This window comes from Neobacillus sp. NPDC093182, assembly GCF_044754045.1.
The window spans coordinates 205,086-226,607 of sequence record NZ_JBIVOI010000006.1 but is presented as its reverse complement, the minus strand read 5'-3'; the positions used below and the strand labels follow the sequence as shown (position 1 = coordinate 226,607).

Annotated in this window: 29 protein-coding genes and 1 riboswitch; of the genes, 15 read left to right on the top strand and 14 right to left on the bottom strand. The window is 37.9% G+C overall.

The features are described from left to right. The first annotated feature begins 142 nt into the window (after positions 1-142). On the top strand, positions 143-841 hold the full coding sequence (locus ACIQAA_RS13415) for a Crp/Fnr family transcriptional regulator (protein ID WP_402620074.1): 699 nt from the start codon (positions 143-145) through the stop codon (positions 839-841). 74 nt (positions 842-915) lie between these two features. Here the strand turns inward: ACIQAA_RS13415 and ACIQAA_RS13410 are convergent, their stop codons facing one another. The 3 genes from ACIQAA_RS13410 to ACIQAA_RS13400 form a co-directional block, all read right to left on the bottom strand. Further along, on the bottom strand, positions 916-2,040 hold the full coding sequence (locus ACIQAA_RS13410; protein ID WP_402620071.1) for a TIGR04053 family radical SAM/SPASM domain-containing protein: 1,125 nt from the start codon (positions 2,038-2,040) through the stop codon (positions 916-918). A 174-nt stretch (positions 2,041-2,214) separates the two neighbouring features. After that, positions 2,215-2,523, bottom strand: coding sequence for a metal-sulfur cluster assembly factor (locus ACIQAA_RS13405; RefSeq protein WP_283864205.1), 309 nt, complete (start codon positions 2,521-2,523; stop codon positions 2,215-2,217). Between the two features lie 18 nt (positions 2,524-2,541). Next, on the bottom strand, positions 2,542-3,315 hold the full coding sequence (locus ACIQAA_RS13400) for a prolyl oligopeptidase family serine peptidase (RefSeq protein ID WP_402620068.1): 774 nt from the start codon (positions 3,313-3,315) through the stop codon (positions 2,542-2,544). A 212-nt stretch (positions 3,316-3,527) separates the two neighbouring features. Here ACIQAA_RS13400 and ACIQAA_RS13395 point away from each other — a divergent pair, with 212 nt between their 5' ends. The 3 genes from ACIQAA_RS13395 (at position 3,528) to ACIQAA_RS13385 (ending at position 4,792) form a co-directional block, all read left to right on the top strand. Further along, positions 3,528-4,343, top strand: coding sequence for a Cof-type HAD-IIB family hydrolase (locus tag ACIQAA_RS13395; protein WP_402620065.1), 816 nt, complete (start codon positions 3,528-3,530; stop codon positions 4,341-4,343). A gap of 108 nt (positions 4,344-4,451) precedes the next feature. Then, a complete protein-coding gene (locus tag ACIQAA_RS13390; RefSeq protein WP_179597737.1) occupies positions 4,452-4,604 on the top strand; it encodes a hypothetical protein in 153 nt (50 codons plus the stop codon). Positions 4,605-4,606: 2 nt separating this feature from the next. Beyond that, entirely contained in the window at positions 4,607-4,792 is a 186-nt protein-coding gene (locus tag ACIQAA_RS13385; protein WP_374933217.1) for a DUF3813 domain-containing protein, read from the top strand. 82 nt (positions 4,793-4,874) lie between these two features. Here ACIQAA_RS13385 and ACIQAA_RS13380 read toward each other — a convergent pair whose 3' ends face one another. Both ACIQAA_RS13380 and ACIQAA_RS13375 read right to left on the bottom strand, forming a co-directional pair. After that, entirely contained in the window at positions 4,875-5,369 is a 495-nt protein-coding gene (locus tag ACIQAA_RS13380) for a BsuPI-related putative proteinase inhibitor (protein ID WP_402620060.1), read from the bottom strand. A gap of 14 nt (positions 5,370-5,383) precedes the next feature. Continuing rightward, positions 5,384-6,235 carry a YitT family protein gene (locus ACIQAA_RS13375; protein WP_402620057.1) on the bottom strand — a complete coding sequence of 284 codons (852 nt, stop codon included), beginning with the start codon at positions 6,233-6,235 and terminating at the stop codon, positions 5,384-5,386. Positions 6,236-6,340: 105 nt separating this feature from the next. Here ACIQAA_RS13375 and ACIQAA_RS13370 point away from each other — a divergent pair, with 105 nt between their 5' ends. Beyond that, on the top strand, positions 6,341-7,201 hold the full coding sequence (locus tag ACIQAA_RS13370) for a DegV family protein (RefSeq protein WP_402620054.1): 861 nt from the start codon (positions 6,341-6,343) through the stop codon (positions 7,199-7,201). A gap of 24 nt (positions 7,202-7,225) precedes the next feature. Here ACIQAA_RS13370 and ACIQAA_RS13365 read toward each other — a convergent pair whose 3' ends face one another. Both ACIQAA_RS13365 and ACIQAA_RS13360 read right to left on the bottom strand, forming a co-directional pair. Further along, positions 7,226-7,357: a DUF3941 domain-containing protein gene (locus ACIQAA_RS13365; RefSeq protein WP_081810752.1), complete on the bottom strand. Its 132-nt coding sequence runs from the start codon at positions 7,355-7,357 to the stop codon at positions 7,226-7,228. A 69-nt stretch (positions 7,358-7,426) separates the two neighbouring features. Beyond that, complete coding sequence (locus tag ACIQAA_RS13360; RefSeq protein WP_402620051.1) at positions 7,427-8,290, bottom strand: CvfB family protein; 864 nt, start codon at positions 8,288-8,290, stop codon at positions 7,427-7,429. 145 nt (positions 8,291-8,435) lie between these two features. On the opposite strand from ACIQAA_RS13360, the gene ACIQAA_RS13355 reads away from it, so the two are divergent. Then, positions 8,436-8,927, top strand: coding sequence for a YajQ family cyclic di-GMP-binding protein (locus ACIQAA_RS13355; protein ID WP_402620049.1), 492 nt, complete (start codon positions 8,436-8,438; stop codon positions 8,925-8,927). Between the two features lie 110 nt (positions 8,928-9,037). Further along, positions 9,038-9,910: an SDR family oxidoreductase gene (locus ACIQAA_RS13350; RefSeq protein ID WP_402620046.1), complete on the top strand. Its 873-nt coding sequence runs from the start codon at positions 9,038-9,040 to the stop codon at positions 9,908-9,910. Between the two features lie 47 nt (positions 9,911-9,957). Here the strand turns inward: ACIQAA_RS13350 and ACIQAA_RS13345 are convergent, their stop codons facing one another. Further along, complete coding sequence (locus ACIQAA_RS13345) at positions 9,958-11,466, bottom strand: alpha-amylase family glycosyl hydrolase (protein WP_402620044.1); 1,509 nt, start codon at positions 11,464-11,466, stop codon at positions 9,958-9,960. A gap of 62 nt (positions 11,467-11,528) precedes the next feature. Beyond that, the gene (gene asnB / locus ACIQAA_RS13340; protein WP_402620041.1) at positions 11,529-13,379 is read right to left on the bottom strand and encodes an asparagine synthase (glutamine-hydrolyzing); all 1,851 of its coding nucleotides are present in this window, start codon (positions 13,377-13,379) and stop codon (positions 11,529-11,531) included. A gap of 164 nt (positions 13,380-13,543) precedes the next feature. Between asnB and ACIQAA_RS13335 the strand changes: the two genes are divergently transcribed. Then, positions 13,544-14,107 (top strand): DUF2777 domain-containing protein, encoded by a 564-nt coding sequence (locus ACIQAA_RS13335; protein WP_402620038.1) that lies wholly within the window; start codon positions 13,544-13,546, stop codon positions 14,105-14,107. A 54-nt stretch (positions 14,108-14,161) separates the two neighbouring features. Here the strand turns inward: ACIQAA_RS13335 and ACIQAA_RS13330 are convergent, their stop codons facing one another. Further along, complete coding sequence (locus ACIQAA_RS13330; RefSeq protein WP_402620036.1) at positions 14,162-15,190, bottom strand: ThiF family adenylyltransferase; 1,029 nt, start codon at positions 15,188-15,190, stop codon at positions 14,162-14,164. 221 nt (positions 15,191-15,411) lie between these two features. Between ACIQAA_RS13330 and ACIQAA_RS13325 the strand changes: the two genes are divergently transcribed. Beyond that, positions 15,412-17,241, top strand: a complete 1,830-nt coding sequence (locus tag ACIQAA_RS13325) for an aldehyde ferredoxin oxidoreductase family protein (protein ID WP_402620033.1) — start codon at positions 15,412-15,414, stop codon at positions 17,239-17,241. Positions 17,242-17,297: 56 nt separating this feature from the next. On the opposite strand, the gene ACIQAA_RS13320 is transcribed toward ACIQAA_RS13325, so the two are convergent. From ACIQAA_RS13320 to ACIQAA_RS13305, 4 genes are all read right to left on the bottom strand, one after another. After that, positions 17,298-17,570: a MoaD-like domain-containing protein gene (locus ACIQAA_RS13320; protein ID WP_402620030.1), complete on the bottom strand. Its 273-nt coding sequence runs from the start codon at positions 17,568-17,570 to the stop codon at positions 17,298-17,300. A 1-nt stretch (position 17,571) separates the two neighbouring features. Beyond that, on the bottom strand, positions 17,572-17,844 hold the full coding sequence (locus tag ACIQAA_RS13315; RefSeq protein ID WP_402620027.1) for a ubiquitin-like small modifier protein 1: 273 nt from the start codon (positions 17,842-17,844) through the stop codon (positions 17,572-17,574). Between the two features lie 119 nt (positions 17,845-17,963). Further along, positions 17,964-18,323, bottom strand: coding sequence for a YisL family protein (locus ACIQAA_RS13310; protein ID WP_402620025.1), 360 nt, complete (start codon positions 18,321-18,323; stop codon positions 17,964-17,966). A gap of 83 nt (positions 18,324-18,406) precedes the next feature. Then, positions 18,407-19,015 (bottom strand): ATPase, T2SS/T4P/T4SS family, encoded by a 609-nt coding sequence (locus ACIQAA_RS13305; protein WP_402620022.1) that lies wholly within the window; start codon positions 19,013-19,015, stop codon positions 18,407-18,409. A gap of 206 nt (positions 19,016-19,221) precedes the next feature. Continuing rightward, positions 19,222-19,308, bottom strand: a riboswitch (cyclic di-GMP riboswitch). Positions 19,309-19,537: 229 nt separating this feature from the next. Between ACIQAA_RS13305 and ACIQAA_RS13300 the strand changes: the two genes are divergently transcribed. The 6 genes from ACIQAA_RS13300 to ACIQAA_RS13275 all read left to right on the top strand — a co-directional run bounded on the left by ACIQAA_RS13300 (position 19,538) and on the right by ACIQAA_RS13275 (position 21,484). After that, on the top strand, positions 19,538-19,762 hold the full coding sequence (locus ACIQAA_RS13300) for a spore germination protein (RefSeq protein WP_402620019.1): 225 nt from the start codon (positions 19,538-19,540) through the stop codon (positions 19,760-19,762). Positions 19,763-19,779: 17 nt separating this feature from the next. After that, positions 19,780-20,016, top strand: coding sequence for a spore germination protein GerPB (locus ACIQAA_RS13295; RefSeq protein WP_402620016.1), 237 nt, complete (start codon positions 19,780-19,782; stop codon positions 20,014-20,016). 9 nt (positions 20,017-20,025) lie between these two features. Then, positions 20,026-20,646 (top strand): spore germination protein GerPC, encoded by a 621-nt coding sequence (gene gerPC / locus ACIQAA_RS13290; protein ID WP_402620013.1) that lies wholly within the window; start codon positions 20,026-20,028, stop codon positions 20,644-20,646. Then, positions 20,636-20,806, top strand: coding sequence for a spore gernimation protein GerPD (locus tag ACIQAA_RS13285; protein WP_402620010.1), 171 nt, complete (start codon positions 20,636-20,638; stop codon positions 20,804-20,806). Before gerPC ends, ACIQAA_RS13285 begins: the two co-directional genes overlap by 11 nt. Positions 20,807-20,820: 14 nt before the next feature. Beyond that, entirely contained in the window at positions 20,821-21,201 is a 381-nt protein-coding gene (locus ACIQAA_RS13280; protein ID WP_402620007.1) for a spore germination protein GerPE, read from the top strand. Between the two features lie 64 nt (positions 21,202-21,265). Then, positions 21,266-21,484: a spore germination protein gene (locus tag ACIQAA_RS13275; RefSeq protein WP_402620004.1), complete on the top strand. Its 219-nt coding sequence runs from the start codon at positions 21,266-21,268 to the stop codon at positions 21,482-21,484. Positions 21,485-21,522 lie beyond the last annotated feature (38 nt).

Genomic DNA, 21,522 nt, shown 5'->3' with positions numbered 1-21,522 from the left:
CATTTTTTTAACGTGTTTCATGTAATTAGATGAGTTTTCACTATATTGTCATTGTTTACTCCGCGCGAAGGTCAAATCGTAAGTTAAAATAAGACTATCGATACTAGAAGATGAGTCTAAAAATGACTTTGAGGTGAAATACATGGTGACTAAAATGAAACCAACTCATTCATTAGAAATAAAAGAACTGCTTAAATTTGCTGATCGAAAAATTAAAAGTGAAAGAGGCACCTATTTATTTCAAGAAGGAATGGCTGCAGAAGAACTTTATATTATTGTTTCTGGTAAAGTACAAATCAGTAAAATTACATCCGATGGACGTGAACTTTCCTTAAGAATATGTGGAGAAAATGATATTTGTGGAGAATTAACACTCTTTACCGACAATCCGAGATATTTATTAAGTGCTAAAGTATTGGAGGAAGGAGAAATCGTTGCCATCAAAAAAGATGTGATTGAAAGTGAGATTTTCCAAAATAGCAAGCTTGCATTCGAGTTTATGAAATGGATGAGTGACCATTTCCGTAAAACACAAACAAAATTTCGTGATCTTGTTCTAAATGGCAAACGAGGAGCACTTTTCTCTACTCTAATCCGCATGTCTAATAGCTATGGTATTCATAAAGATAATGAAATATTAATCGATTTACCATTAACTAACCAGGAACTGGCCAACTTCTGCGGGACTTCGAGAGAGAGCACGAACCGTATCCTAAGTGAATTAAAAAAAGATAAGATCATCAATATTAAAAAAGGGAAAATCTCCATTCTAGATTTGCAATATTTAAAGGATGAAATTGGCTGTGAAAATTGCCCTGCTATCTATTGCAATATTGAATAGTGATATGGAAGCAATCGAATTCGATTGCTTCCATATTTTTATTGATACTGTTTTTTTGTATAAGAAAAGAGCCTTTATTGCACTTGTTTTTCACGTATTGCTTTTGGAATATACACACAGAACGGTTCACTTTCCAAATAATCCCCTGTCATCGCATAGGCTCTAGATCTTGAGCCGCCACATACATGACGGAATTCACACACCCCGCATTTTCCTTTATAAAGATCCGGATTTCTTAGTGATTGGAATACTGGTGACTCGCGGTAAATTTCCGCTAGCGGTGTTTCACGGACATTTCCTGTTTTAACTGGTAATAATCCACTTGGATACACATCTCCAATATGTGAGATGAAGACAAAGCCATTTCCATCATTTACACCTTTAGGTGCTCGACCAAGTCCGTCAATTGAACCTGTTAAGCCTTGTTCTGTTAATGCACTTAAATAATTTATTTCATCTGTCTGATCTTTTGCTTCACGCATCTTTTGCTGGATAACAACACGGCGATAGTGTTGGGCAGCGGTAGTCTTAATATCGAAAGAAACACTCTTACTAAGGTCATATAACCATCTGAATACCTTCTCATGTTCAACAGGCGAAATCATATCAGACTCCTGTCCTCTTCCTGTCGGAACAAGGAAAAAGACACTCCAAAGTACACATCCTAAATCCTCCACCATTTTTGCCATTTCATCTAGGTATTCAATGTTGTATCTAGAAATAACTGTATTTATTTGAATGGGAATTTCTAGTTCATGCAAATAGTTAATTCTCTCCATTGTGAGATCAAAGGAACCAGCAGTTCCACGGAAGTGATCGTGAACAGCAGCGGTTGGTCCATCAATACTGAAAGCCCATCGGGAAAGACCAACATCCTTCGCCTTTTCAATTGCTTCTTTTGTGACATTTGGTGTCGCACTTGGGGTCATGGAAACTCTAACGCCTTTTTCTACTGCATATTTTGCAATATCAAAAACATCTTGTCTCATTAATGGGTCTCCCCCCGTAAACACCAGCATTGGATTATTCATTTCGTATATTTGATCTATTAGGTTCTTACCTTCTTCAAATGTTAGTTCACGTGGGTCTCTTCTTACTTGAGCTTCTGCACGACAATGTAAACAAGCTAATTGACATGCACGTGTGAGTTCCCATATAACGATAAATGGATCTTTATTAAAATCTCGGCCAAAAGCCATATGAAACGCCTCCTAAAACGGCCATTTCAAAAACCAAACAGCCTTATTACTTGTAATTATATAGGGGATTCCACTATGGATAAGTGAACTACCTCACATTACGTCTAAAAAAATATGTCCACATTGTGAAGTGCAAAATAAAAACAGCAGAATCTCTGCTGTTTTCTTGTTTACTTAACGAATTCCTAATGCGATTTTTGCATAACGTGACATCATATCCTTGTTCCATGGCGGGTTAAACACAATATTAACCTCGACCTCTTTTACTTCAGGGATATCCGCTAATGCTCGCTTCACCTGATCCACAATAGTTCCAGCAAGCGGGCAGCCCATGGAAGTTAATGTCATGGTAATCGTTACATTTCCTTCATCGTCCATTTCTGTATCATAGACTAAACCTAAATTAACGATATCTACACCTAACTCAGGGTCGATTACTAGCTCTAATGCACCCATAATATTTTCTTTTAACTCTTCATTCATCTATACCACTCCTTTTATTTATTGTAGTAAATGTTTCTCAAACCATTCAACTGTTGCTTTTAATCCTTCTCTGCTTACCTTATGGTCAGCATGTTCATCTGTAATAAAGTGAATATTACCAGGGTTTTTACTATAGTTTTGATTTACAGATTGATAAAAACGATATGTTAACTCAAAAGGCACAATAGGATCTTTTTTTCCATGCCAAAATAACAATGGTCTATTTTCAAGCTTATTTGGCTGCAGACTCAAATCATATTGACGTAAAACTGATAATTGCTCTGCAATTTGCTCATCAGTAAAAGAAAGGCTAACACCAAGATTTTTCATTTGTGCTAATTGCCAATGCAGATAATCTTCATATGCTGGCATCCCCATTAAGCTAACTGCAGCTTTGACCCATTTATATTTAGTCAAAGCACCCAAGGTCACAATCCCGCCCATAGAGGTTCCAGCCAGTCCAATTTGTTCAGGATCTGCTAATCCTTCTTCTACATAGTATTCCTTATAAATGTTTAATTCATGGATTGTCTTGATGACAATTTCCCAAAAATGACCGTATAGATCTCTTTCGGTTAAACCCTGTTCCCTTTCACCATGATAAATCGCCTCTGGCAGGATGACTCGAAAACCCTTTTCTGCTAATAAATAAGCATAATGAAGATTATTTTCCTTGGCACTAGTAAAACCATGAGTAAAAATAATAAACGGAAGTTTCTCTTGTTGTCCACTTTTCTTTACTATATGTAGGAAGGGATTATTATTAACCAAACTTTTTTCAACGATAATCACGTAGGTAAATCCTCCTGGGTAAAATAATTATATCTGAAAGCAAAATCTTATGAAGTGAATTTTTTTACAGGTACGGTATAAAATTGTTAACATAGTAGTTATAATGGTATGACTTTCCAACAAAAAAATCCATAGTTGTAGTGTATCATTTCGTTAACTATTTATCTAAAGCTTAGACTTATTGTTTAGAAAACGATTCAAAAGGAGTCAATATGGCAGAAAAACATTTAATTGCACTAGACTTAGATGGAACTTTATTAAAAGATAATAAAACGATTTCCGAGAAAACTAAAAAAGTTTTAAGTAAAGCGAGAGAAGAAGGACATGTGGTCATGATTGCCACAGGCAGACCCTATCGTTCAAGTGAACCCTATTATCACGAGCTTGGGTTAGACACGCCCATTGTTAACTTTAATGGTGCCTTCATGCATCACCCGCTCGATGCCAGCTGGGGATTTTTTCATGACCCACTTGACGTAAAAGTGGCCAAAGAGATTGTAGAAGCGTGCCGATCCTTTCAGTTTCACAATATTATTGCCGAAGTGATTGATGATGTTTATTTCCACTATCATGATGAAAAGCTGTTAGATATTTTTAGCATGGGCAATCCAAATGTAACAACGGGCGATTTGCGAAATTACTTAAAGGATTCTCCTACTAGTTTGTTAATTCATACAGAGGAAGATGAATTAAAACATATACGTAAGCATTTGTCTGACGTTCACGCGGAAGTGATTGATCATCGCAGCTGGGCGGCGCCATGGCATGTCATTGAAATTATTAAGACCGGTATAAGCAAGGCTGTGGGTTTAAAAAAGGCTTCTGAATACTTCAACATTCCCGCAGAAAGAATTATTGCTTTTGGCGATGAAGATAATGATTTAGAAATGCTTGAATATGCTGGCCGAGGGATTGCGATGGGCAATGCCATTGATAAAGTCAAAACGATTGCCAATGAAGTAACCTTGACCAATGAGGAAGACGGGATTGGGGTATATTTGTCAGATTTGTTAAACTTAAAATATTGATAGTGGTTCACCATTGTTTACCTAAATGAAATACTCTGATTTGAGCATACTATTTTTGTGAGGCAGTTAACCTGCTTACACCAAGCTCACCAAATTGGAGGGATTGTAATGGGTAAACGAAACAAATCAAAACGCTTTGTCCAGCAAGGAGTGGATACTGTCAGTAAGCATGATGAACGTATTCCTTACCACATGACCTACGCTGAAGCGGAAGCCCAGAAAATGTCCAATGTGCGTGAATCCTCGCTTGGGGGAATATAACGATGGGAAACCAGTTGTTCCAAGAAGCAAGAAGATTTGTTGAGATGGCAAAGTCTGCCGACCCTGCTGATCGCGATTCTGTGATTTCGAAGGCAAAGAATGCATTAAGTTCGGCATATGCTAATTCAACCTTCGCAGAACAAAGTCAGCTCCAAGAAATGCAAAATGAGCTTGATCAATTAAAATAATGGGAAAGCTGGCACGTCTCAGAAACGTGCCAGCTTTTCTGTTTTAATAGCTCTGTTAGGCTCCTTCATGGTTACCACTTTTTCAATTTTCCTTTGATTCCGGTCGTCGAAAGCCAGAATTTTCTGCTGGCACATTAAAATTCACCTTGCTGACTACACTTTGGTTGTTATTTAATGGTTGGTCATTAAGTTTTCTCGGTAAAAGAGTGGCAGTAACCGTATATTGCCCGGCAGGAACTCTTTTTCCATTTACTTTGTAATCCCAGCTTTCTATTTTTCGATAGGTTTGTTGCGGTTCAATTTTTAGGTATTGCAGTGCCTGTAAAAAGAATCGTCCTTTTGAATATCTATATACCTCATGCCCGGTTCGGTCAGTAACAGTAATCTCATAATATTGTGAGGTAGGAAACTCAAAATGCAATGGAGCTTCCTCATTATTCTTAATAAGAAGTTCAAATTCCACTCTCTCATTTCCTACATTAGGAACAACTGAAAACTGAAATTGCTCACCATAACTTGCCTCTCCTTTTAAACTAAAGGGAAAAAGAAACAAAATCACACTTAAAACAATTCTCACGATTTACACCCTCCCTATTCCCGTCTAAAAAATCCATATATCCCTGTTGTTTGAATAATATTCGTGAATGCATTAGGATCAACCTCAGCGATAATTCGTTCCAAATCATACAGCTCATAACGGGTGATAACAATCATCAGCATGTCCCTTGCTTCATTAGAAAAAGCTCCCTTTGCGGGAATCATCGTAATACCTCTAACTAACTGAGAATGAATCGCTTTCTTTAGCTCATCAGCTTTTTTGGTAATAATCATCGCAGTAAGCTTTGCATGCCTAGTATGGATGGCGTCCACTACTCGGGTCGAAGCATATAAAGAAACTATGGTATAAAGGGCTTTTTCCCAGCCATATAAAAAGCCCGCGGTAATGATGATAACTGCATTCATAATAAACATATAGCTGCCAATCGGTTTATCCTTCATCCTTGATAAAACCATCGCAATAATATCTAAGCCGCCTGTTGAAGCCCCCCATTTTAAGGTTAAACCGACCCCCACGGCTAAAATTACGCCCCCAAATACCGCATTAAGAAGAATATCTTTTGATACTTCTGTAATGGGAATTAATTCTAAAAAAAGTGATGATAAAGCCACACTTAAAAAACTATAAATGGTGAATGACTTTCCTACCTTCAACCATCCTAGGATTGCTACGGGAATATTAAGCAATAGCAATAAGAATCCCATTGATATATTTAATGGCGTTTGGTCACTTAATACTTTTGATAATAGTTGTGCTACTCCAGTAAAACCGCTTGAGTATACATTTGCTGGAATTAAAAATAAATTAATTGCCAGGGCATTTAGGAATGCACCCACTATAACAATGATTGTTTTTTTTGTTTGCTGCCATAACAAAAGCACCATCTCCTTCAATTTTTAAGGTACTTATCTCTAAACCGATAATTGTATTTTTGATGTGAAACCGATAAACTGAAGTTAACTATATTAGCTTGAAAGCAGGTGAGCTTCATGCCGGTAAAAATACTAGCTGACAGCGCATGCGATTTACCAAAAGATTTTTATTCTGAACATAACGTTACATTATTTCCATTAAAGGTTCAGGTTAACGGACAGGAATATGAGGATGTTAAAACAATTGATCCAAAAACTGTCTATGACGCCATACGTGGCGGCGATGTTCCAAAAACGTCTCAAGTATCTCCTTTATTATTTGAGGAAGTCTTTACAAAAATGGCTGAAAATAATGAAGATGGAATATATATTGCGTTCTCTTCCGAATTATCTGGTACATATCAGACATCTGTTATGATTCTTGACCAAGTGAAGGAAAAATATCCAAACTTTAATTTAATCGTAGTTGATACTAAGTGTGCCTCACTTGGATTTGGACTAGTCGTTAAAGAAGCGGCAAGGCTTGCTGCAAAAAACGTCTCAAAGGAAGAAATACTAAAAGATGTATTATTCAGATGTCAACACATGGAGCATCTATTTACCGTAGAGGACTTAGATTATTTAGCTAAAGGCGGTCGTGTATCCAAAGCCTCAGCCTTTTTGGGCGGCTTACTAAACATAAAGCCTATTTTGAATGTCGAGGACGGAAAACTGGTTCCAATTGAAAAGATACGAGGAAAAAAGAAGGTTTATAGACGTATAATTGAACTGATGAAAGAACGCGGTGAAAGCTTTGGTGACCAAGTAGTGGGGATTAGTCATGCGGATACCGAAGATACTGTATTAGAAGTAAAAGCAATGATTGAGGAAGAATTACATCCAAAAGAAGTCTTTATTACTTCGATTGGATCAACAGTCGGCGCGCATACCGGGCCAGGAACCATTGCAATTTTCTTTTTAAATAAATTGCCAAAATAAAAAAGCGGGAAGCCCCGCTTTTTTTTATTTGTGGTCTGTTTTCTTTGAATATTGATTTTTACCTGCTTGGCGATTCTTCTCACGCATCATATTTTTTTCGTGTCTAAGTGCATTATTATCTTGAGCCTTTTTATCATTATCTGATGTATGCGGCATAATCATACCCCTTTCAAAATGCTTTCAACATTAGTGTTGTCAATTTAAAAAAGAGTATGTAGAAAAAAGTTAATCTTTCTTTAGATATGTCCAGCTTCCTTCCTGATAGACTCTGCCGTCTTTCATCAGCTTCCCAAGTGCTCGCTTAAATGCACCCTTACTTAACTGGAATCGCTCTTGGATATCCTCAGGCATACTTTTATCATTAAATGGCATCGCACCGTTCCGACTCATTAAATACTCAAAAATCCGTTCAGCGTCAAGGTCCTGAGATTCCTGTTTTCTTGAGAGCAGGGAAACATTTACTGTCCCATCTTCCTTAACATCTATGATTCGGCCTTCCACCTTTTGCCCTAATCTTGGCTCTTCTTGTCTTTGTGATTCATGAATAAACCCTTTATAGCCTTCAATTGTGTAGACCCAGCTTCCTACCTTAGCTGTACGATAGATATGCCCTTGTATGTTTTTGTTAAAATCTTTTCTAGTGGCATTTGTTGAAATCGATTCGATGACAGGGTCAGTTGCAAGCCTTGCATAAAGCAGGTAATTGTTATTTACTCTTAGAGTTGCATAGACCAGATCGCCTGGCTTTGGCCAAACTGACTTATGAACTGGAAGATCATCAATTCCTAATAATAAATCCTTTTTTAACCCAATATCTAAAAATACACCGATATTTGGGTTGGTATCGACAACTTTAAGCCAAGCATATTTCCCAATAGCTATTTCAGGTATAGTGGTGGACGCAGACGTTCTGCCTTCAGAATCAACATAAAGAAATACCTCGACGGTTTCATCTTCATCATATTCACGGTCCGCCTCATTTATATGCAACAAAACATCTTCATTTCCATCAGTTAAAAAATAGCCGAATTCTGCTTTTCGTGCTACCGATAAAGTAACGGTTTGACCAATAAGTTCTTGTAGAGACATGTTAACTCACCTTTTCTTTCCTATCGTTTTCCATAGGGTTGTTTGAACTGCTATATTTTACTATAATGTACCCATAAAGGGAAACTTTAGCAGTGCGATGAATACTAAATACCTTTATTAAAAATATACTGGAGGTATTATTACTATGGCCAAAGATGAATCATTTGATATTGTATCCAAAGTGGAATTTACTGAAGTCACAAATGCAATTACAGCAACGATGAAGGAAATTAAAACCCGTTATGATTTTAAGGGCAGCAAAAGTGAGGTTACTCTGGATAAAGAAGAACTCGTTCTAGTTTCAGATGATGAATTTAAAATGGACCAACTAAAAGACGTCCTGCTTGGCAGGTTAATCAAAAGAGGTGTTCCTGTTAAGAATCTCGATTATGGAAAAATGGAAAAAGCCTCTGGCGGAACTGTTCGCCAAAGAGCAAAGCTGGTTCAAGGAATCGATAAAGAAAATGCTAAGAAAATTAACACGATTATTAAAAATAGCGGTCTAAAGGTTAAAAGCCAGATTCAAGACGATCAAGTCAGGGTCAGCGGTAAAAACCGTGATGATTTACAAAAGATTATCGCGCTGGTACGTGAAGCAGACCTTACCGTCGATGTTCAATTTATTAACTATCGATAAAATTCATTTACAAGGTGAAAGGAAAAATTTCTTTTCGCCTTTTTTATTTTCTAATATTTTCGTTCATTTTCCTCAAACTAACATGGTAAATAAACTTGGAGGTAAAATGAATGTCCAATAACCAAAAACAACAAAAAAATGCTTATCCACCACAGCACCAAAATCGCCAGCCTGGAATTGAAAGTGAGATGAACCCTCGTCCTGTTTCTGTTGACCAAAACTATAAAAGTGCTGGTAAATTAACCGGTAAAACAGCCATTATCACCGGAGGGGATAGCGGCATTGGTAAATCCGTTGCGATTTATTTTGCTAAAGAAGGTGCGGATGTCGCGATTGTCTACTTGGATGAGCATCAGGATGCAGAAGAAACAAAAGGACTCGTTGAAGCAGAAGGACGCAGATGTCTGCTTTTTTCCGGTGACGCAGGCAATGAGGAATTTTGTAAGGAAACCGTTCGTAAAACGATGGATCATTTTGGGAAAATTGATATCTTAGTCAACAATGCCGCAGAGCAGCACCCGCAGAAAAGTCTGTTAGATATTACCTCAGAGCAGCTTGAAAAAACGTTTCGGACCAATATTTTCTCCTATTTTTATATGTCTAAAATGGTTCTGCCACACCTGAAACAAGGTGGTACTATTATCAATACAGCATCTGTCACTGCGTATGCCGGCAATGAGCAATTATTAGATTACTCTGCTACAAAAGGTGCCATCGTGACCTTTACACGTTCTCTGGCAAAATCGCTTGCCCCACAAGGGATAAGGGTAAATGGCGTCGCACCGGGTCCCATTTGGACGCCGCTGATTCCCTCTACGTTTAATGAAGACCAAGTCGCAAGCTTTGGTTCAAATACACCACTGGGCAGAGCGGGCCAACCATTTGAACTTGGCCCAAGCTACGTATACCTCGCTTCTAATGATTCTTCTTATGTAAGCGGGCAAATCCTCCATGTCAACGGCGGAGAAATCGTAAATGGATAGACCATAAAGGAAAGTGCGATACTCGTTTGGAGTATCGCACTGACTTTTTACCTTCTTCTTTTCCTAATCTTTAAGATGAAAATCATGAACAAGATGTACACTACGACTAAGGAGCCGACTAAAGGCAGATTGATACCGCTTTTTTCTGTTAACACATATATTTCTGACTCATCACGGTCGATGATAAGGTCATATTGATCACCATTGCTCCGAACCAGATCTCCGTTAAGCAATCCTCGTAATTCCTTATCACCTTCAATTTGCCCATTGTTTAAGGTAATGTTTTGAGATTCACTTGTATTATTAATGGCGATAATCGCTGTTTCATTTTGGTAAACACGTTTGTAAACTGCCATTCCATCTTTTTCGTAAAGCATTTCCATACTTCCTCGGGTTAACGAAGGAAGTTGATTCCTCAACTCACCAAGCTTGGTTATATAGTCAATGAGTTCCTTTTCAGTCCGAAAATTCATTGGCTGACGATTATCTGGAATTTCTCCCCCATTTAATGCAATTTCACTTCCATAAAAAACAACGGGAATACCGGGAGTTGAATAAATATAAGTTAATGCGGTTTTCCAGCGTGCCCCTGGAAAATGTTTATTTGTAACAATATCTTGTGTAAACCTATGTGTATTCTCGTTATCAAAAAATTGCGGCTGCAATTCTGGTTTTTGAACCTTACTTTCATTTAAAGGGCTAAAGGTTTGATTAGTAGCAGCGAAGACATTTCTTAACTCTTCGCTATGTTGATAATCAGTAAGGCTGTCAATTCCAGCATTTTCATATTTTTCGAAGTCTACTGCACTGTTAGGAGAGGTTATCCCTAACAGAAAAAAGTTTTCCTTTTCGCTTTTTACTTCTTTTGAAAAATCACTCCAAAAGGACACAGGTACGTGATTTACTTCCGGAAGGCTATAACCGTCAATATCGGTTTTGTTGATCCACCACTTAGCAGCGTCCAATAAGTAATCCTTTACGTCAGGGTTGTCCTGATTAAGGTCAGGCAAACCGTTCACCCAGCCATTTTCTAGTTCATCCCGATCTTCTGTGTTATTAATTTCCTGCTTCTCATGGAACCAATCTTGCTTAGATGAGTCTATTACCCATGGGTGTTCTGCAGAGACATTATTGGTTACAAAATCCATAACCACCTTCATATCTCGTTTATGTGCTTCTTGTACTAGTTTATTAAACGTTTTCATTGATCCAAAATGTTCGTCAGGCTTATAAAAGTCATTCACCCAATAACCATGGTATCCTCCAGCAGTGTTATCAAATATCGATGTTAATCGGATGGCTGTAAAGCCCATTTCTTTCAGATAATCCAACTTATCGATAACTCCCTGAAAATCACCGCCATTGTAGGATAACGGATCTAGTGTATTAACTTCCTTATCATTGGTTGTATTCGCATTAAAGAAACGATCAACCATGATAGAATAAATGGTTTCATCCTGCCAGCTTCGGTCTTCTTTCTCCGTTTCTGCATGTGCCGGCAATGATGTTATAACTAAAAAAAAGATTAAAATAAGTGTAATTAAGGTTTTTTTCATCTTCAATCCCCTTCCATACACTCATTTTAATCTAATAAAGGTGTGAATCCAACTATTAACGTCTATCCATTTACTATATTAATATTGTAATCTCTAAACCAAATATCAAGTTGAATAAAGTATGCTAATAGTTGCGGACCTGACATCAACTGACCAAACCATGGCTCTTTGAACGAATTACCACCAGATTCAACCAGTTGATTGAGTAAATCACGATTGAATAGTTCGTAAAGTACCGTAGACTTATCTGCTAATATATCCCTCAATTGCTGCTGAACCGCTAAAGTATATTCTGGATTATGGGTTTTGGGATAAGGGCTTTTCTTACGATAAAGTACTTCCTCTGGAAGAATTCCTTCAAACGCTTTTCTTAAAATCCCCTTTTCTCTGCCATGGACCATTTTTATATCCCATGGGATATTCCAGACGTATTCTACAAGACGGTGGTCTGCAAATGGGACTCTGACCTCAAGACTGGCTCCCATGCTCATTCGATCTTTTCTGTCAAGGAGCGTTGTCATAAAATGTGTCATATTAATATAGAAAAGCTCTCTCCTTTTTGCTTCTTCTGGGCTCTCTCCATCCAATCTAGGCGTTTCCTGGATCGCTTGATTGTATTTTTCTATCACATAATCCTTTAAATTCAATCTTTGCTGCCAATCAGCTCTTAACAAATTATTTCTTTCATTAACTGAACGCATCCAAGGGAAACTAGGTCTCTCTAAATCTGCCTTGCGATGAAACCATGGATAGCCTCCAAAAATCTCATCCGCACATTCTCCAGAAAGACTAACAACAAAGTCCCGTTTTATTTCCTTACAAAACCAAAGTAAGGATGAATCAATGTCAGCCATACCAGGACAGTCGCGAACATGAACCGCTTCTGTTAAGTCTTTCACTAATTGCTGCTGAGAAATTGTTTTGAAATGGTGCTTTGTATTAAACTCATTGGTTACAATGTTAATCCATTTTTCATCCGCATTTGGCTGAAATTCATTTGCTTTGAAAAATTGGTCGTTACCTTCATAATCAATCGAATACGTATGAAGCTGGCCTTTTCCTTGTTCTTTAAATCCTTGAGCAGCAATCGCTGTAATAATACTTGAATCAAGCCCGCCTGATAAGAAGGTGGAAAGCGGCACATCTGATACAAGCTGTCTTGTTACAGCGTCTGTTACCAAATAGCGTACTTTTTCAGCTGTTTCTTCGACATTATCCTTATGCACATCGCTCTTAACATTCCAGTAGCGCCAAATTTTTATGCCGTTTTTTGAAAAAATCATCGCGTGTGCCGGCCGCAGCTCCTTAATGCCTTTAAAGATTCCAGATCCAGGAGTCCTTGAAGGTCCTAAACCGAAAATTTCTGCTAGCCCTTCGTATTCCAGTTCAGTCTTCATTCCTGGGTTCGCAAGGATAGCCTTGATTTCCGAAGCAAATACTATCCCGTTATTTAATTCTGTATAAAACAATGGTTTAACTCCCAATCGATCGCGGCCAATAAACAATTGTTCTCTCTGCTGATCCCAGATTGCAAAGGCATAGATACCGTTGAGATAATTTACGCACTCTTCCGCCCATTCTATATAGGCAGTTAACAGAACTTCTGTATCAGAATGACCTTTGAAAGAATATCCTTTAGTAAGGAGAATTTTGCGGATATCTTCGGTATTATATAGTTCACCGTTGTAACAAATGGTGTACTCTTTACCTTCCTTTTGTTTTGTCATTGGCTGTCTTCCGCCTTCAGGATCCACAACAATCAGGCGCTTATGACCAAACCCGGCATGTGTTTGAACCCAGAGGTTGGTTTCATCTGGTCCTCTTTTGGCAAGCGTTTTTGTCATTTTTTCAATCGTGTCTTTTTCAATTCTTAAGTCTTTAGTAAAATCAACCCACCCTGAAACTCCGCACATAAAACTCTCCTCTCTCCAGTAACTGAGACTGGATATCATTACATGCTTTTATTCTATTCAGCCCAAATTATTTGGTAAATTGTCCAAATTAAAGATAAACAAGTTATAAAATCTCACAAAGATGTCTACAAAGAAAAAGAAAGCATTAGGCACGGAGGTTAAACATGAATCGACAACAAAGAATTAAACTATTAGATTTTCAACTGAGGGCCTATAACGAAGGAGCAGTTGAACAAATTAGTGATCAATGGATCTTTTTTGATGAAGAAACTGAAGAAGCGGCGATGCTGGATGACTTCCTACAGCAAGAGATTGAAATATTTCGCGGGAATCGCTGGAGGAAAGGAATCTTAATCGAATCTGGAAAGGTACGAAGCGGGAATGAGATTATTATGCTTCGTGACCATGATAAGGTTAGAATAAGAAAGCATTTAATTTACTCATTAGAAAGACTTTTAGAGGGAATGAATGATGACGCCTTTTTTCAATTTGTCACGACATTAAATTCTTTAGATTTTTCTATATACGATTGTATCTATTGTTATAATCACCTATCATTCTTATCCGATGATAATCAAAGAGATGGGGTAAACTTTATTGTCTTCGATAACCAGGAACAAATTTGTAATGTTCAGCACCATTTTTGTTATTTCGAAAAGGTAAATGACCGCTTTGAATTCACCTTAAATACGGGAAAAAGATTGGTAATCGAAAAGATGATTTCATAATTAGAAAAGGTGTGTTTTTTCATATAAGAGAAAAACACACCTTTTTTCTGATTTTTAGTTTCCTATATATTTTGAGTAAAGGGATTTTGCTTTTACGATATCATTCGTACCATGGACCAGGACTCGACCATCCTTGAATACGACGATTGAAGTTTCTTGATCAGGAGAAAAACGGAGTAAAAATTGGTTTCCGGTTACTTTTCCATTTTTCTTTAGGTGATCACTAAGTTTTTTTAGGTCTCGCTCACGCTTTTCTCTAAAATATATTTGCACGGTATCTCTTCCACACAGTGAACTATAACTTTCTTGAACGACAGACGAACGATCAAGAAAGTCAAACTGACCGTTTACACATGCAGGACATTGTGGGTTTTTTCCCTCACTTGTATCCATTGAAAAAAAGGAAGTATCCCATACATCAATTTGCTCTAGGTTAGAACTTGTAGCGGCTCCTATTATTAGTTTTATTGCTTCCATTGCTTGGAAGGAACCGATAATATCCGTTATTGGTGACAGAACACCAATCGTGTCACATGTTTCCCCCCTGCCAGCCGGTACATGTGGAAATAGGCAGCGATAACATGGGGTTATGCCAGGTTTAATGACGGCAAACATTCCTCTAGAACTGACTGCAGCCCCATGGACCCAAGGAACCCCATACTTAATCGCAACATCATTGATTAAGTAGCGGGTCATAAAATTATCAGTACCATCAACGATAACATCAACCCCCGTTAATAGTTCCTCTGCGTTATCAAGATTTAAATCTGTGATAGCTGCATCAACTGTAACCGTAGAGTTGATAGAGCTCAGTCTCTGTTGTGCCGCAACTGCCTTGGGAAGATTTAGTTTTACATCTTCCTCATTAAAAAGTGATTGACGCTGCAGATTGGAAAGATCAACAACATCTCTATCAATTAACCTAATGTATCCCACACCAGATCGGACCAAATGATTGGCACATACCGTTCCCAATGCTCCCACACCGACAATGGCTACTTTGCTTTGCAGCAATTTCGACTGTCCCTCTTCCCCTATTCCTGAAAAAAGAATCTGCCTTGAGTATCTTCCTAAATCAGTCATGTGTAATCCTCTTTCCTAGATTAGTAGTACATTTTAACGAGTCACATAATATACGTTAATTTTAATTGAATTTTGAAAAAGTTTAAATATTAAATATATAAAAATAATAGTATAATAGAAATTGGATTTATTTATTAATTTTGAGAGGAATATCCTATTAATATTTTTTAATATAAATGGGAGATAAGCTTCAATTTATTAATGAAAGAGAGGGAAAACATTTGAATCTAGGTGGTTTTTTAAACAAAGAAGTGGTAGTTGATTTAACAGCAGGCACGATTAATTACAGACCTATTAATGAAGAGGATGCAAAAAAGTACATTGGGGGCCGCGGTCTGGGAGTAAAATATGTACTTGATAATGGGCCTGAAGTTGAGCCATTATCTCCTGAAAATATGCTTTGTATTATGACTGGTCCTGTAACCGGCTCACGGTCTTCAATGAGTGGACGTCTTTGTGTTGTGACTAAATCTCCGCTAACAGGAACAGTTACGGATTCTCATATGGGAGGATGGACCGCAGCCCGATTAAAGTGGGCAGGGGTCGATAATATCATCCTTACAGGTAAAAGCGACAAGCCTGTTTATCTTTATATCGAAGATGGTAAGGCGGAACTGCGTGATGCCTCAGAACTTTGGGGCAAAGGAACAAGAGAAACGGTTAAAACAATGCAGGCTAGATACGGTGAACAAGATCTTAGTGTCATGACCATTGGTCAAGCCGGTGAAAATACAGTTAAGTTTGCTTCCTTTATTAACGAGCATGACCGCGCTGCAGGACGTGGCGGAACTGCCGCTGTTGCAGGCTATAAAAAATTGAAAGCGGTTGTAATAAAAGCACCTCAAAAAGGAAATATGCCACAGCCTAAGTTAGAAACTGAATATAAAGAGGCTAACAAAAAGGCAGTAAAGGCTATTCTTGACGGCGGATTAACCGCACCAAATAAAGGTGGTCTTTCCGTTTACGGTACAAACGTATTAACCAATATTATCAATGAGGTCGGGGCGCTTCCAACAAAGAACTCCCAGTTCACTCATTGGGATGAGGCAGAAAAGCATAGTGGAGAATATGTCAACGAGCATTTACTTATTAAAAATAATACTTGCCATGCATGTCCTGTAGGCTGCAAAATCGAAGTTGAAGTCAAGGATGGAAAGTATAAAACTAGAGTCGAAAGTATTGAGTTTGAATCTGCTTGGTCACTTGGCTCTAACTGCTTATTAAGCGATGCCGAGGCCATTTCTTATCTGATTGACCGCTGTAATGAGTACGGTCTTGATACCATTGAATTAGGACACTGCTTCTCCGTTACAATGGAAGCTTATGAAAAAGGGTTGATTACGGAAGAGCTGATTTGGGGCGATGCGGATTCCATGATTGACCTAACGAAGAAAATTGCATTCCGTGAAGGCTTTGGCGGTATCCTTGCTGAAGGTCCAGCAAAAGCAACAGCTTCTTGGGGTGCATCAGAACTTTCTATGTCTGTAAAGGGACAATCCATTCCTGCATATGACCCACGTGGTATTCAAGGAATTGGTCTCGGTTATGCAACTAGTAACCGCGGAGCCTGTCATTTACGCGGCTATACGGTTGCCAGTGAAATTGCCGGTATTCCAGAGCCTACAGACCGCCTTAAGCCAGAAGGAAAAGGTAAGTTATTAAAAGTATTCCAAGATATGCTTGCTTTCTCTGATTCTATGAATATTTGTAAGTTTTCATCTTTCTCTGAAAACGCTGAGCATTACGCTGAGCAATATAGTGCCATGACTGGTATTCCGATGACAGCTGATGATGTGATGAAGGCTGGGGAAAGAATTTATAATCTTGAGCGTTATTATAATAACCTCGCTGGATTCGATAAAGAAGAAGATGACTATCTGCCAAAACGCTTCACCGAGGAGCCTGCATCTGGTAATAGTGCAGGTGAGGTCAGCCGTATGGATATTATGCTTAAAGAGTACTACCAAGTACGCGGCTGGGAGGCTGGAAAAGTTACCGAAGCAAAGCTTCGTGAGCTTGAGATTATCGACCCGGAAAATCAATTAGTATAATGCAAGAATCGAAGGCTTCTGCATATTGTGCAGAAGCCTTTTGTTTGGGATATTAGCTATCCGCCTATCCTTCTTGTTTTCACCCGATAATTTTTAATCAGCTCTTTTAGCGTCATGTCATTTGAGGCATAAAACCGAATATAAACACGATTGACTTTAAATGTAGAAGTAATTGAAAGCTCTTCTTCCCTTATTATTTCACCATACCAGTGGTCAGATTTATATATGTAAGGAAATTGATCTGTAATTTGTTTACCGCCTAACTCTTCAAAATACATTCCTAGGTGCTTTCGATTTATTCCACGAAACTCTAATTCCTGCTCAAGCATATTAACCACCCGCTACAGGAGGAAATAGTGCAAATTGATCGGTTTCTTTTACAATAGTCTCAAGACCATCTAAATGAATAATATTTCTTCCGTTTATAAAAACATGAACAAATGGAAGCAGCTCTTTTTCAGGAGTAAATATTTCTCCCTTCAAATCAGGAAACATTTCAACCATCTTATCCAATACATCAATCACCCGTTGACCGTCCGGGTTAACCTCAACCCCAACTCCGCCGCAAATTTGCCGGAGATTAGCAAACACTCTAACTAGCATATCAAACACTCCTCTCCCCTTACTTAAATAGTAAAACTATTTGCAATAATTGTCATCCTTTTTTAACGTAGAAAGAGCTGCCGGGGAGTGACCCGGCAGCTCTTTCTCCTAAAGCGATGTTATACATAAAAAATCGACATAGGCAGTTTATCAAACCCTAAATACAATACAAGTAAGAAGGCGATAACAAACTGTATCCATAAAACTGAAGTTTTTCTATTTTGTGCAACCTTGCTTAGGATCATTTCAAATAAACCAATTACCCATATCCCTACTACCGCTTTTAGTATATACAACAAATCAATATTGGACAGCATGAAAATTAGACCAACACCTGTTGCAATAATTAGCAAATAAAGCACACGTAAAATCATTCGGACAATTTTAGCGCCCTTTTCTTTTCCGCCTTTTAGTAAAAATATAGCGACAATAAATAAAATTAGGGCTAAAACCCAAGCTGTAACGTGACCATGAATCATTTGATTTTCCTCCTATGTATCAATAGCTTATAGCAACACTATCATACCATAGGCATTCAAAAAATCCTAAATAAAACTGGCTGCTAATAATATGAACCTTCAAGAGGATTAACCGAAAAAATATCTCTAAGGACAATATTTTCCCCTTCAATTCCCTGAACCTCTGTTATCTTCGTAATTTTTCTTTTTCCATCATGTGAACGTGAAAGGTGGACAATGATGTCAATTGTTCCAGCGATTTTTTCCCTAATCGCTTGGATAGGAAAATTCATCCCTTCAAGATATGCTATGATTTCCAAGCGGTCAATCATATTACGCGGACTGCTGGAATGTCCTGTTGCAAGAAAACCATCCAGTCCTTTATTTTCTTTCCGAAGTATGTCACGTACATCTTTACCACGAACATCTCCAATAAGATTCCTTTCCTCTTTTGGAATAAAAGTGGAAAGTGCATTAACAAGCGTAGTTTTTCCTGCCCCTGTTCCTCCGCTTACTAGAATATTTAATCTAGCTTTCACACATGTACAGAGGAAGAGTGCCATTTCTTTTGTCATGGTCCCGTTAAGAATTAAATCCTGAAGCTCTAGAGGTTTCCATGAATTCCTTCTAATAGCCAGCCTTGCTGACTTGTACAATTTGTGATCTACATCTTGTACCCAATTAATTTGCTGGATTTGTTTTAATAGCCCCATACATTCCACCCGCCTTGTTTTTGTTTTTTGAAAACCATTTTGCTCACAAAACATAAAGAAGATATGAACGGTTAGGCGAGGTTTAATGAAACACAATAAAAATAACCCCGCCTTTACCGAAAGGGGGGTTAACAAATGAAGTACAACAATGCACATAAAAAGACCTATGTAAACATTGCTGTTATCTATGAAAAACGCCCTGTTCTTTCGGTAACTGGCTGGCGTAGTGCAAATGCACCTTAGCCCCTCTAGCTTTGCGTCACTGATTTTCACCAGTTTTGCCTTTATCGAGAATCAGTGTTTTTACATTTCCGACTGATCTCTTAAACCTATCATAAGTCCTTTTGTCTTAATCTCATATCCTACTATTATATCATTTTTTAAAAATACATAGGTAATATTACCTAATTATATAATTTTCCCAACAATTTAGATTAGATTTACTTTATTTGGGCGAATGAATCACATTACACCAACCTATACATACGATATTAGGAGAAAAAAAGGTAAAGGGTGTTGTTTATGCCAGCGATTGTAGGAGTTGCACAAGTCATATCACTTGGCAGCAGTTCCGTTTTTCATATTGGAGATGTCTACAAAATCATGCCATTTTCATCTGCAAAAACTTTCTCCGGTGCTGGTTCCTTTAATACGGGTGAAAGTTTAAGTGTTCATAATAATAATTTAAGCAATACGAACACATACGATTCAGATGGTATTGATCAAGGAATCTTCCTTAATGCTTAAGGAAAGGTTGATTTTATATGAATTTTTATATTCAGCAAACAATTCAAATAAACTTTATTAAAATTAGCAGTATTACCAATTCTTCTGTCCTGCAGATCGGCAGCGCCGGAATTATTAAACCTGCATCTTATTTGTATAATACAGGAGGTTTTACAAAGCCCGCACCAACTGCAGGAGGTACTCAAACTACAAGCGGGCAATCTAGTAGCCCTGCAGTGCCATTATCAGGCACGAGAGAAGTTGATTCAAAGTGAGGTGATGGTATGTACCAGGATTATTCACAACTTCTTCAATGGGTCCAATTGACTTTGCAGGCACAGGAAAATAGAATTGCTACTCTGGAACACACCATTCAAAAACTTCAGGAAGAAATGAAGCAATTAAATGATAAGCCTAGTATTCGGGTTGATAAGATTGAATATAAATTTGATCAATTGAAGGTTGAAACTCTTGAAGGAACCTTAAACATTGGACTAAATCCATCCGATTTGGCAAATATTGAAGATTTTGCTGTAGAAAATCAATCCTTAAATACTCCTATCCATCCCAAGGCACAAATGCAGCGTTCAATGAAAATAGAAGAATCAATTTATCGGTATTTAGAAACGGAACTGCCAGTACTATTTAAGGAAACCCAAAATCAATTAAATGTTAGATTAGATGATTCCTATTTAGCTTTTATTAAACAAGATATCATGCAACAGCTTCCAGCTAGGATTGATTACCATATACAAAATACTGCAGCCAATAAACGTGACGACGAACAAAGTACAGAGGAGAGCATTATTGCATTACTCAAAGAGGAAATTAGAAAAGGTATTTTAATATTTATTAATCATTTACCAGAGAATGTGAAAGGAATGAATACGCAAAATGAACTTTGAAGTATATAATCGAGACCTCCATGTAGATACAATTAGAATTCTAGGCGTTTCAAGTTCTTCGCTCGTAATGGTTGGCGATACACAAACGATTCAATTAGCAGCAACTTTCGACACACCTGCTGAATCACTCATCATCGGGCCTTATGTGCCACTTTTTTAGGTGTGCTTAAGATCATGCTCCAGAGATCTTCTGTCGTAAACGCCATTAATGTAACCTCGGCTTCCTTTGCCTCTATCATCCAGCTTGGAGATTCCCGTATTATTAATGGATTTTCACGCGCCTTAGCTGTTCAAAGGGAAGCTGAAGTTTTTAATTCAAAAGAAGGTAATTTTTTAAACTACCCTGTGTTTTCGGAACCAATCCCTTTTTTACCAATCAATGAAAGCATGACGATATCTACTCATAATAGCCTTCCTATCATTAAGGTCAATACTATATCTATCCTTGCAATGTCTTCGGATGCCATACTGCACGTTGGAAACAGTCAAAACGTCTCCATGGAAGCACGGGTAAAACATATCAGACATCTGCATCATAATGAGGATGAACAATGACAAGGACGTTGGAATACGATATCACAAGATTACTAAGGGCAAGTAAAGAAAAGGATGTTCGTAAATGCCAGCGATAATTGGTCCAGTTCAGATTGTGAATGTAAGTGGTGGAATTGTTCAATTCGGGGATACTGTATATATTTCTCCAAAAAGTGCTTCAAAGACCAATGCAGGTTCTGGAGGCTTAAATACAGGGGGAATTATATTTACTGCTAGCGGTTTAAGCGGCACAAATGTACTTGATGCTAATTTGCTTGACCAGCCAATAGGCGGGAATAATTAGAAACGACATAAACCTGAATGTTTATGTCGTTTTCTATT

Bases quoted from the DNA above. Each gene is read 5' to 3' on its own strand.
- ACIQAA_RS13415 (WP_402620074.1), top strand. From the start codon at position 143: ATGGTGACTAAAATGAAACCAACTCATTCATTAGAAATAAAAGAACTG.
- ACIQAA_RS13410 (WP_402620071.1), bottom strand. From the start codon at position 2,040: ATGGCTTTTGGCCGAGATTTTAATAAAGATCCATTTATCGTTATATGG.
- ACIQAA_RS13405 (WP_283864205.1), bottom strand. From the start codon at position 2,523: ATGAATGAAGAGTTAAAAGAAAATATTATGGGTGCATTAGAGCTAGTA.
- ACIQAA_RS13395 (WP_402620065.1), top strand. From the start codon at position 3,528: ATGGCAGAAAAACATTTAATTGCACTAGACTTAGATGGAACTTTATTA.
- ACIQAA_RS13390 (WP_179597737.1), top strand. From the start codon at position 4,452: ATGGGTAAACGAAACAAATCAAAACGCTTTGTCCAGCAAGGAGTGGAT.
- ACIQAA_RS13385 (WP_374933217.1), top strand. From the start codon at position 4,607: ATGGGAAACCAGTTGTTCCAAGAAGCAAGAAGATTTGTTGAGATGGCA.
- ACIQAA_RS13375 (WP_402620057.1), bottom strand. From the start codon at position 6,235: ATGGTGCTTTTGTTATGGCAGCAAACAAAAAAAACAATCATTGTTATA.
- ACIQAA_RS13370 (WP_402620054.1), top strand. From the start codon at position 6,341: ATGCCGGTAAAAATACTAGCTGACAGCGCATGCGATTTACCAAAAGAT.
- ACIQAA_RS13365 (WP_081810752.1), bottom strand. From the start codon at position 7,357: ATGCCGCATACATCAGATAATGATAAAAAGGCTCAAGATAATAATGCA.
- ACIQAA_RS13360 (WP_402620051.1), bottom strand. From the start codon at position 8,290: ATGTCTCTACAAGAACTTATTGGTCAAACCGTTACTTTATCGGTAGCA.
- ACIQAA_RS13355 (WP_402620049.1), top strand. From the start codon at position 8,436: ATGGCCAAAGATGAATCATTTGATATTGTATCCAAAGTGGAATTTACT.
- ACIQAA_RS13350 (WP_402620046.1), top strand. From the start codon at position 9,038: ATGTCCAATAACCAAAAACAACAAAAAAATGCTTATCCACCACAGCAC.
- ACIQAA_RS13345 (WP_402620044.1), bottom strand. From the start codon at position 11,466: ATGAAAAAAACCTTAATTACACTTATTTTAATCTTTTTTTTAGTTATA.
- asnB (WP_402620041.1), bottom strand. From the start codon at position 13,379: ATGTGCGGAGTTTCAGGGTGGGTTGATTTTACTAAAGACTTAAGAATT.
- ACIQAA_RS13335 (WP_402620038.1), top strand. From the start codon at position 13,544: ATGAATCGACAACAAAGAATTAAACTATTAGATTTTCAACTGAGGGCC.
- ACIQAA_RS13330 (WP_402620036.1), bottom strand. From the start codon at position 15,190: ATGACTGATTTAGGAAGATACTCAAGGCAGATTCTTTTTTCAGGAATA.
- ACIQAA_RS13320 (WP_402620030.1), bottom strand. From the start codon at position 17,570: ATGCTTGAGCAGGAATTAGAGTTTCGTGGAATAAATCGAAAGCACCTA.
- ACIQAA_RS13315 (WP_402620027.1), bottom strand. From the start codon at position 17,844: ATGCTAGTTAGAGTGTTTGCTAATCTCCGGCAAATTTGCGGCGGAGTT.
- ACIQAA_RS13310 (WP_402620025.1), bottom strand. From the start codon at position 18,323: ATGATTCATGGTCACGTTACAGCTTGGGTTTTAGCCCTAATTTTATTT.
- ACIQAA_RS13305 (WP_402620022.1), bottom strand. From the start codon at position 19,015: ATGGGGCTATTAAAACAAATCCAGCAAATTAATTGGGTACAAGATGTA.
- ACIQAA_RS13300 (WP_402620019.1), top strand. From the start codon at position 19,538: ATGCCAGCGATTGTAGGAGTTGCACAAGTCATATCACTTGGCAGCAGT.
- ACIQAA_RS13295 (WP_402620016.1), top strand. From the start codon at position 19,780: ATGAATTTTTATATTCAGCAAACAATTCAAATAAACTTTATTAAAATT.
- gerPC (WP_402620013.1), top strand. From the start codon at position 20,026: ATGTACCAGGATTATTCACAACTTCTTCAATGGGTCCAATTGACTTTG.
- ACIQAA_RS13285 (WP_402620010.1), top strand. From the start codon at position 20,636: ATGAACTTTGAAGTATATAATCGAGACCTCCATGTAGATACAATTAGA.
- ACIQAA_RS13280 (WP_402620007.1), top strand. From the start codon at position 20,821: ATGCTCCAGAGATCTTCTGTCGTAAACGCCATTAATGTAACCTCGGCT.
- ACIQAA_RS13275 (WP_402620004.1), top strand. From the start codon at position 21,266: ATGCCAGCGATAATTGGTCCAGTTCAGATTGTGAATGTAAGTGGTGGA.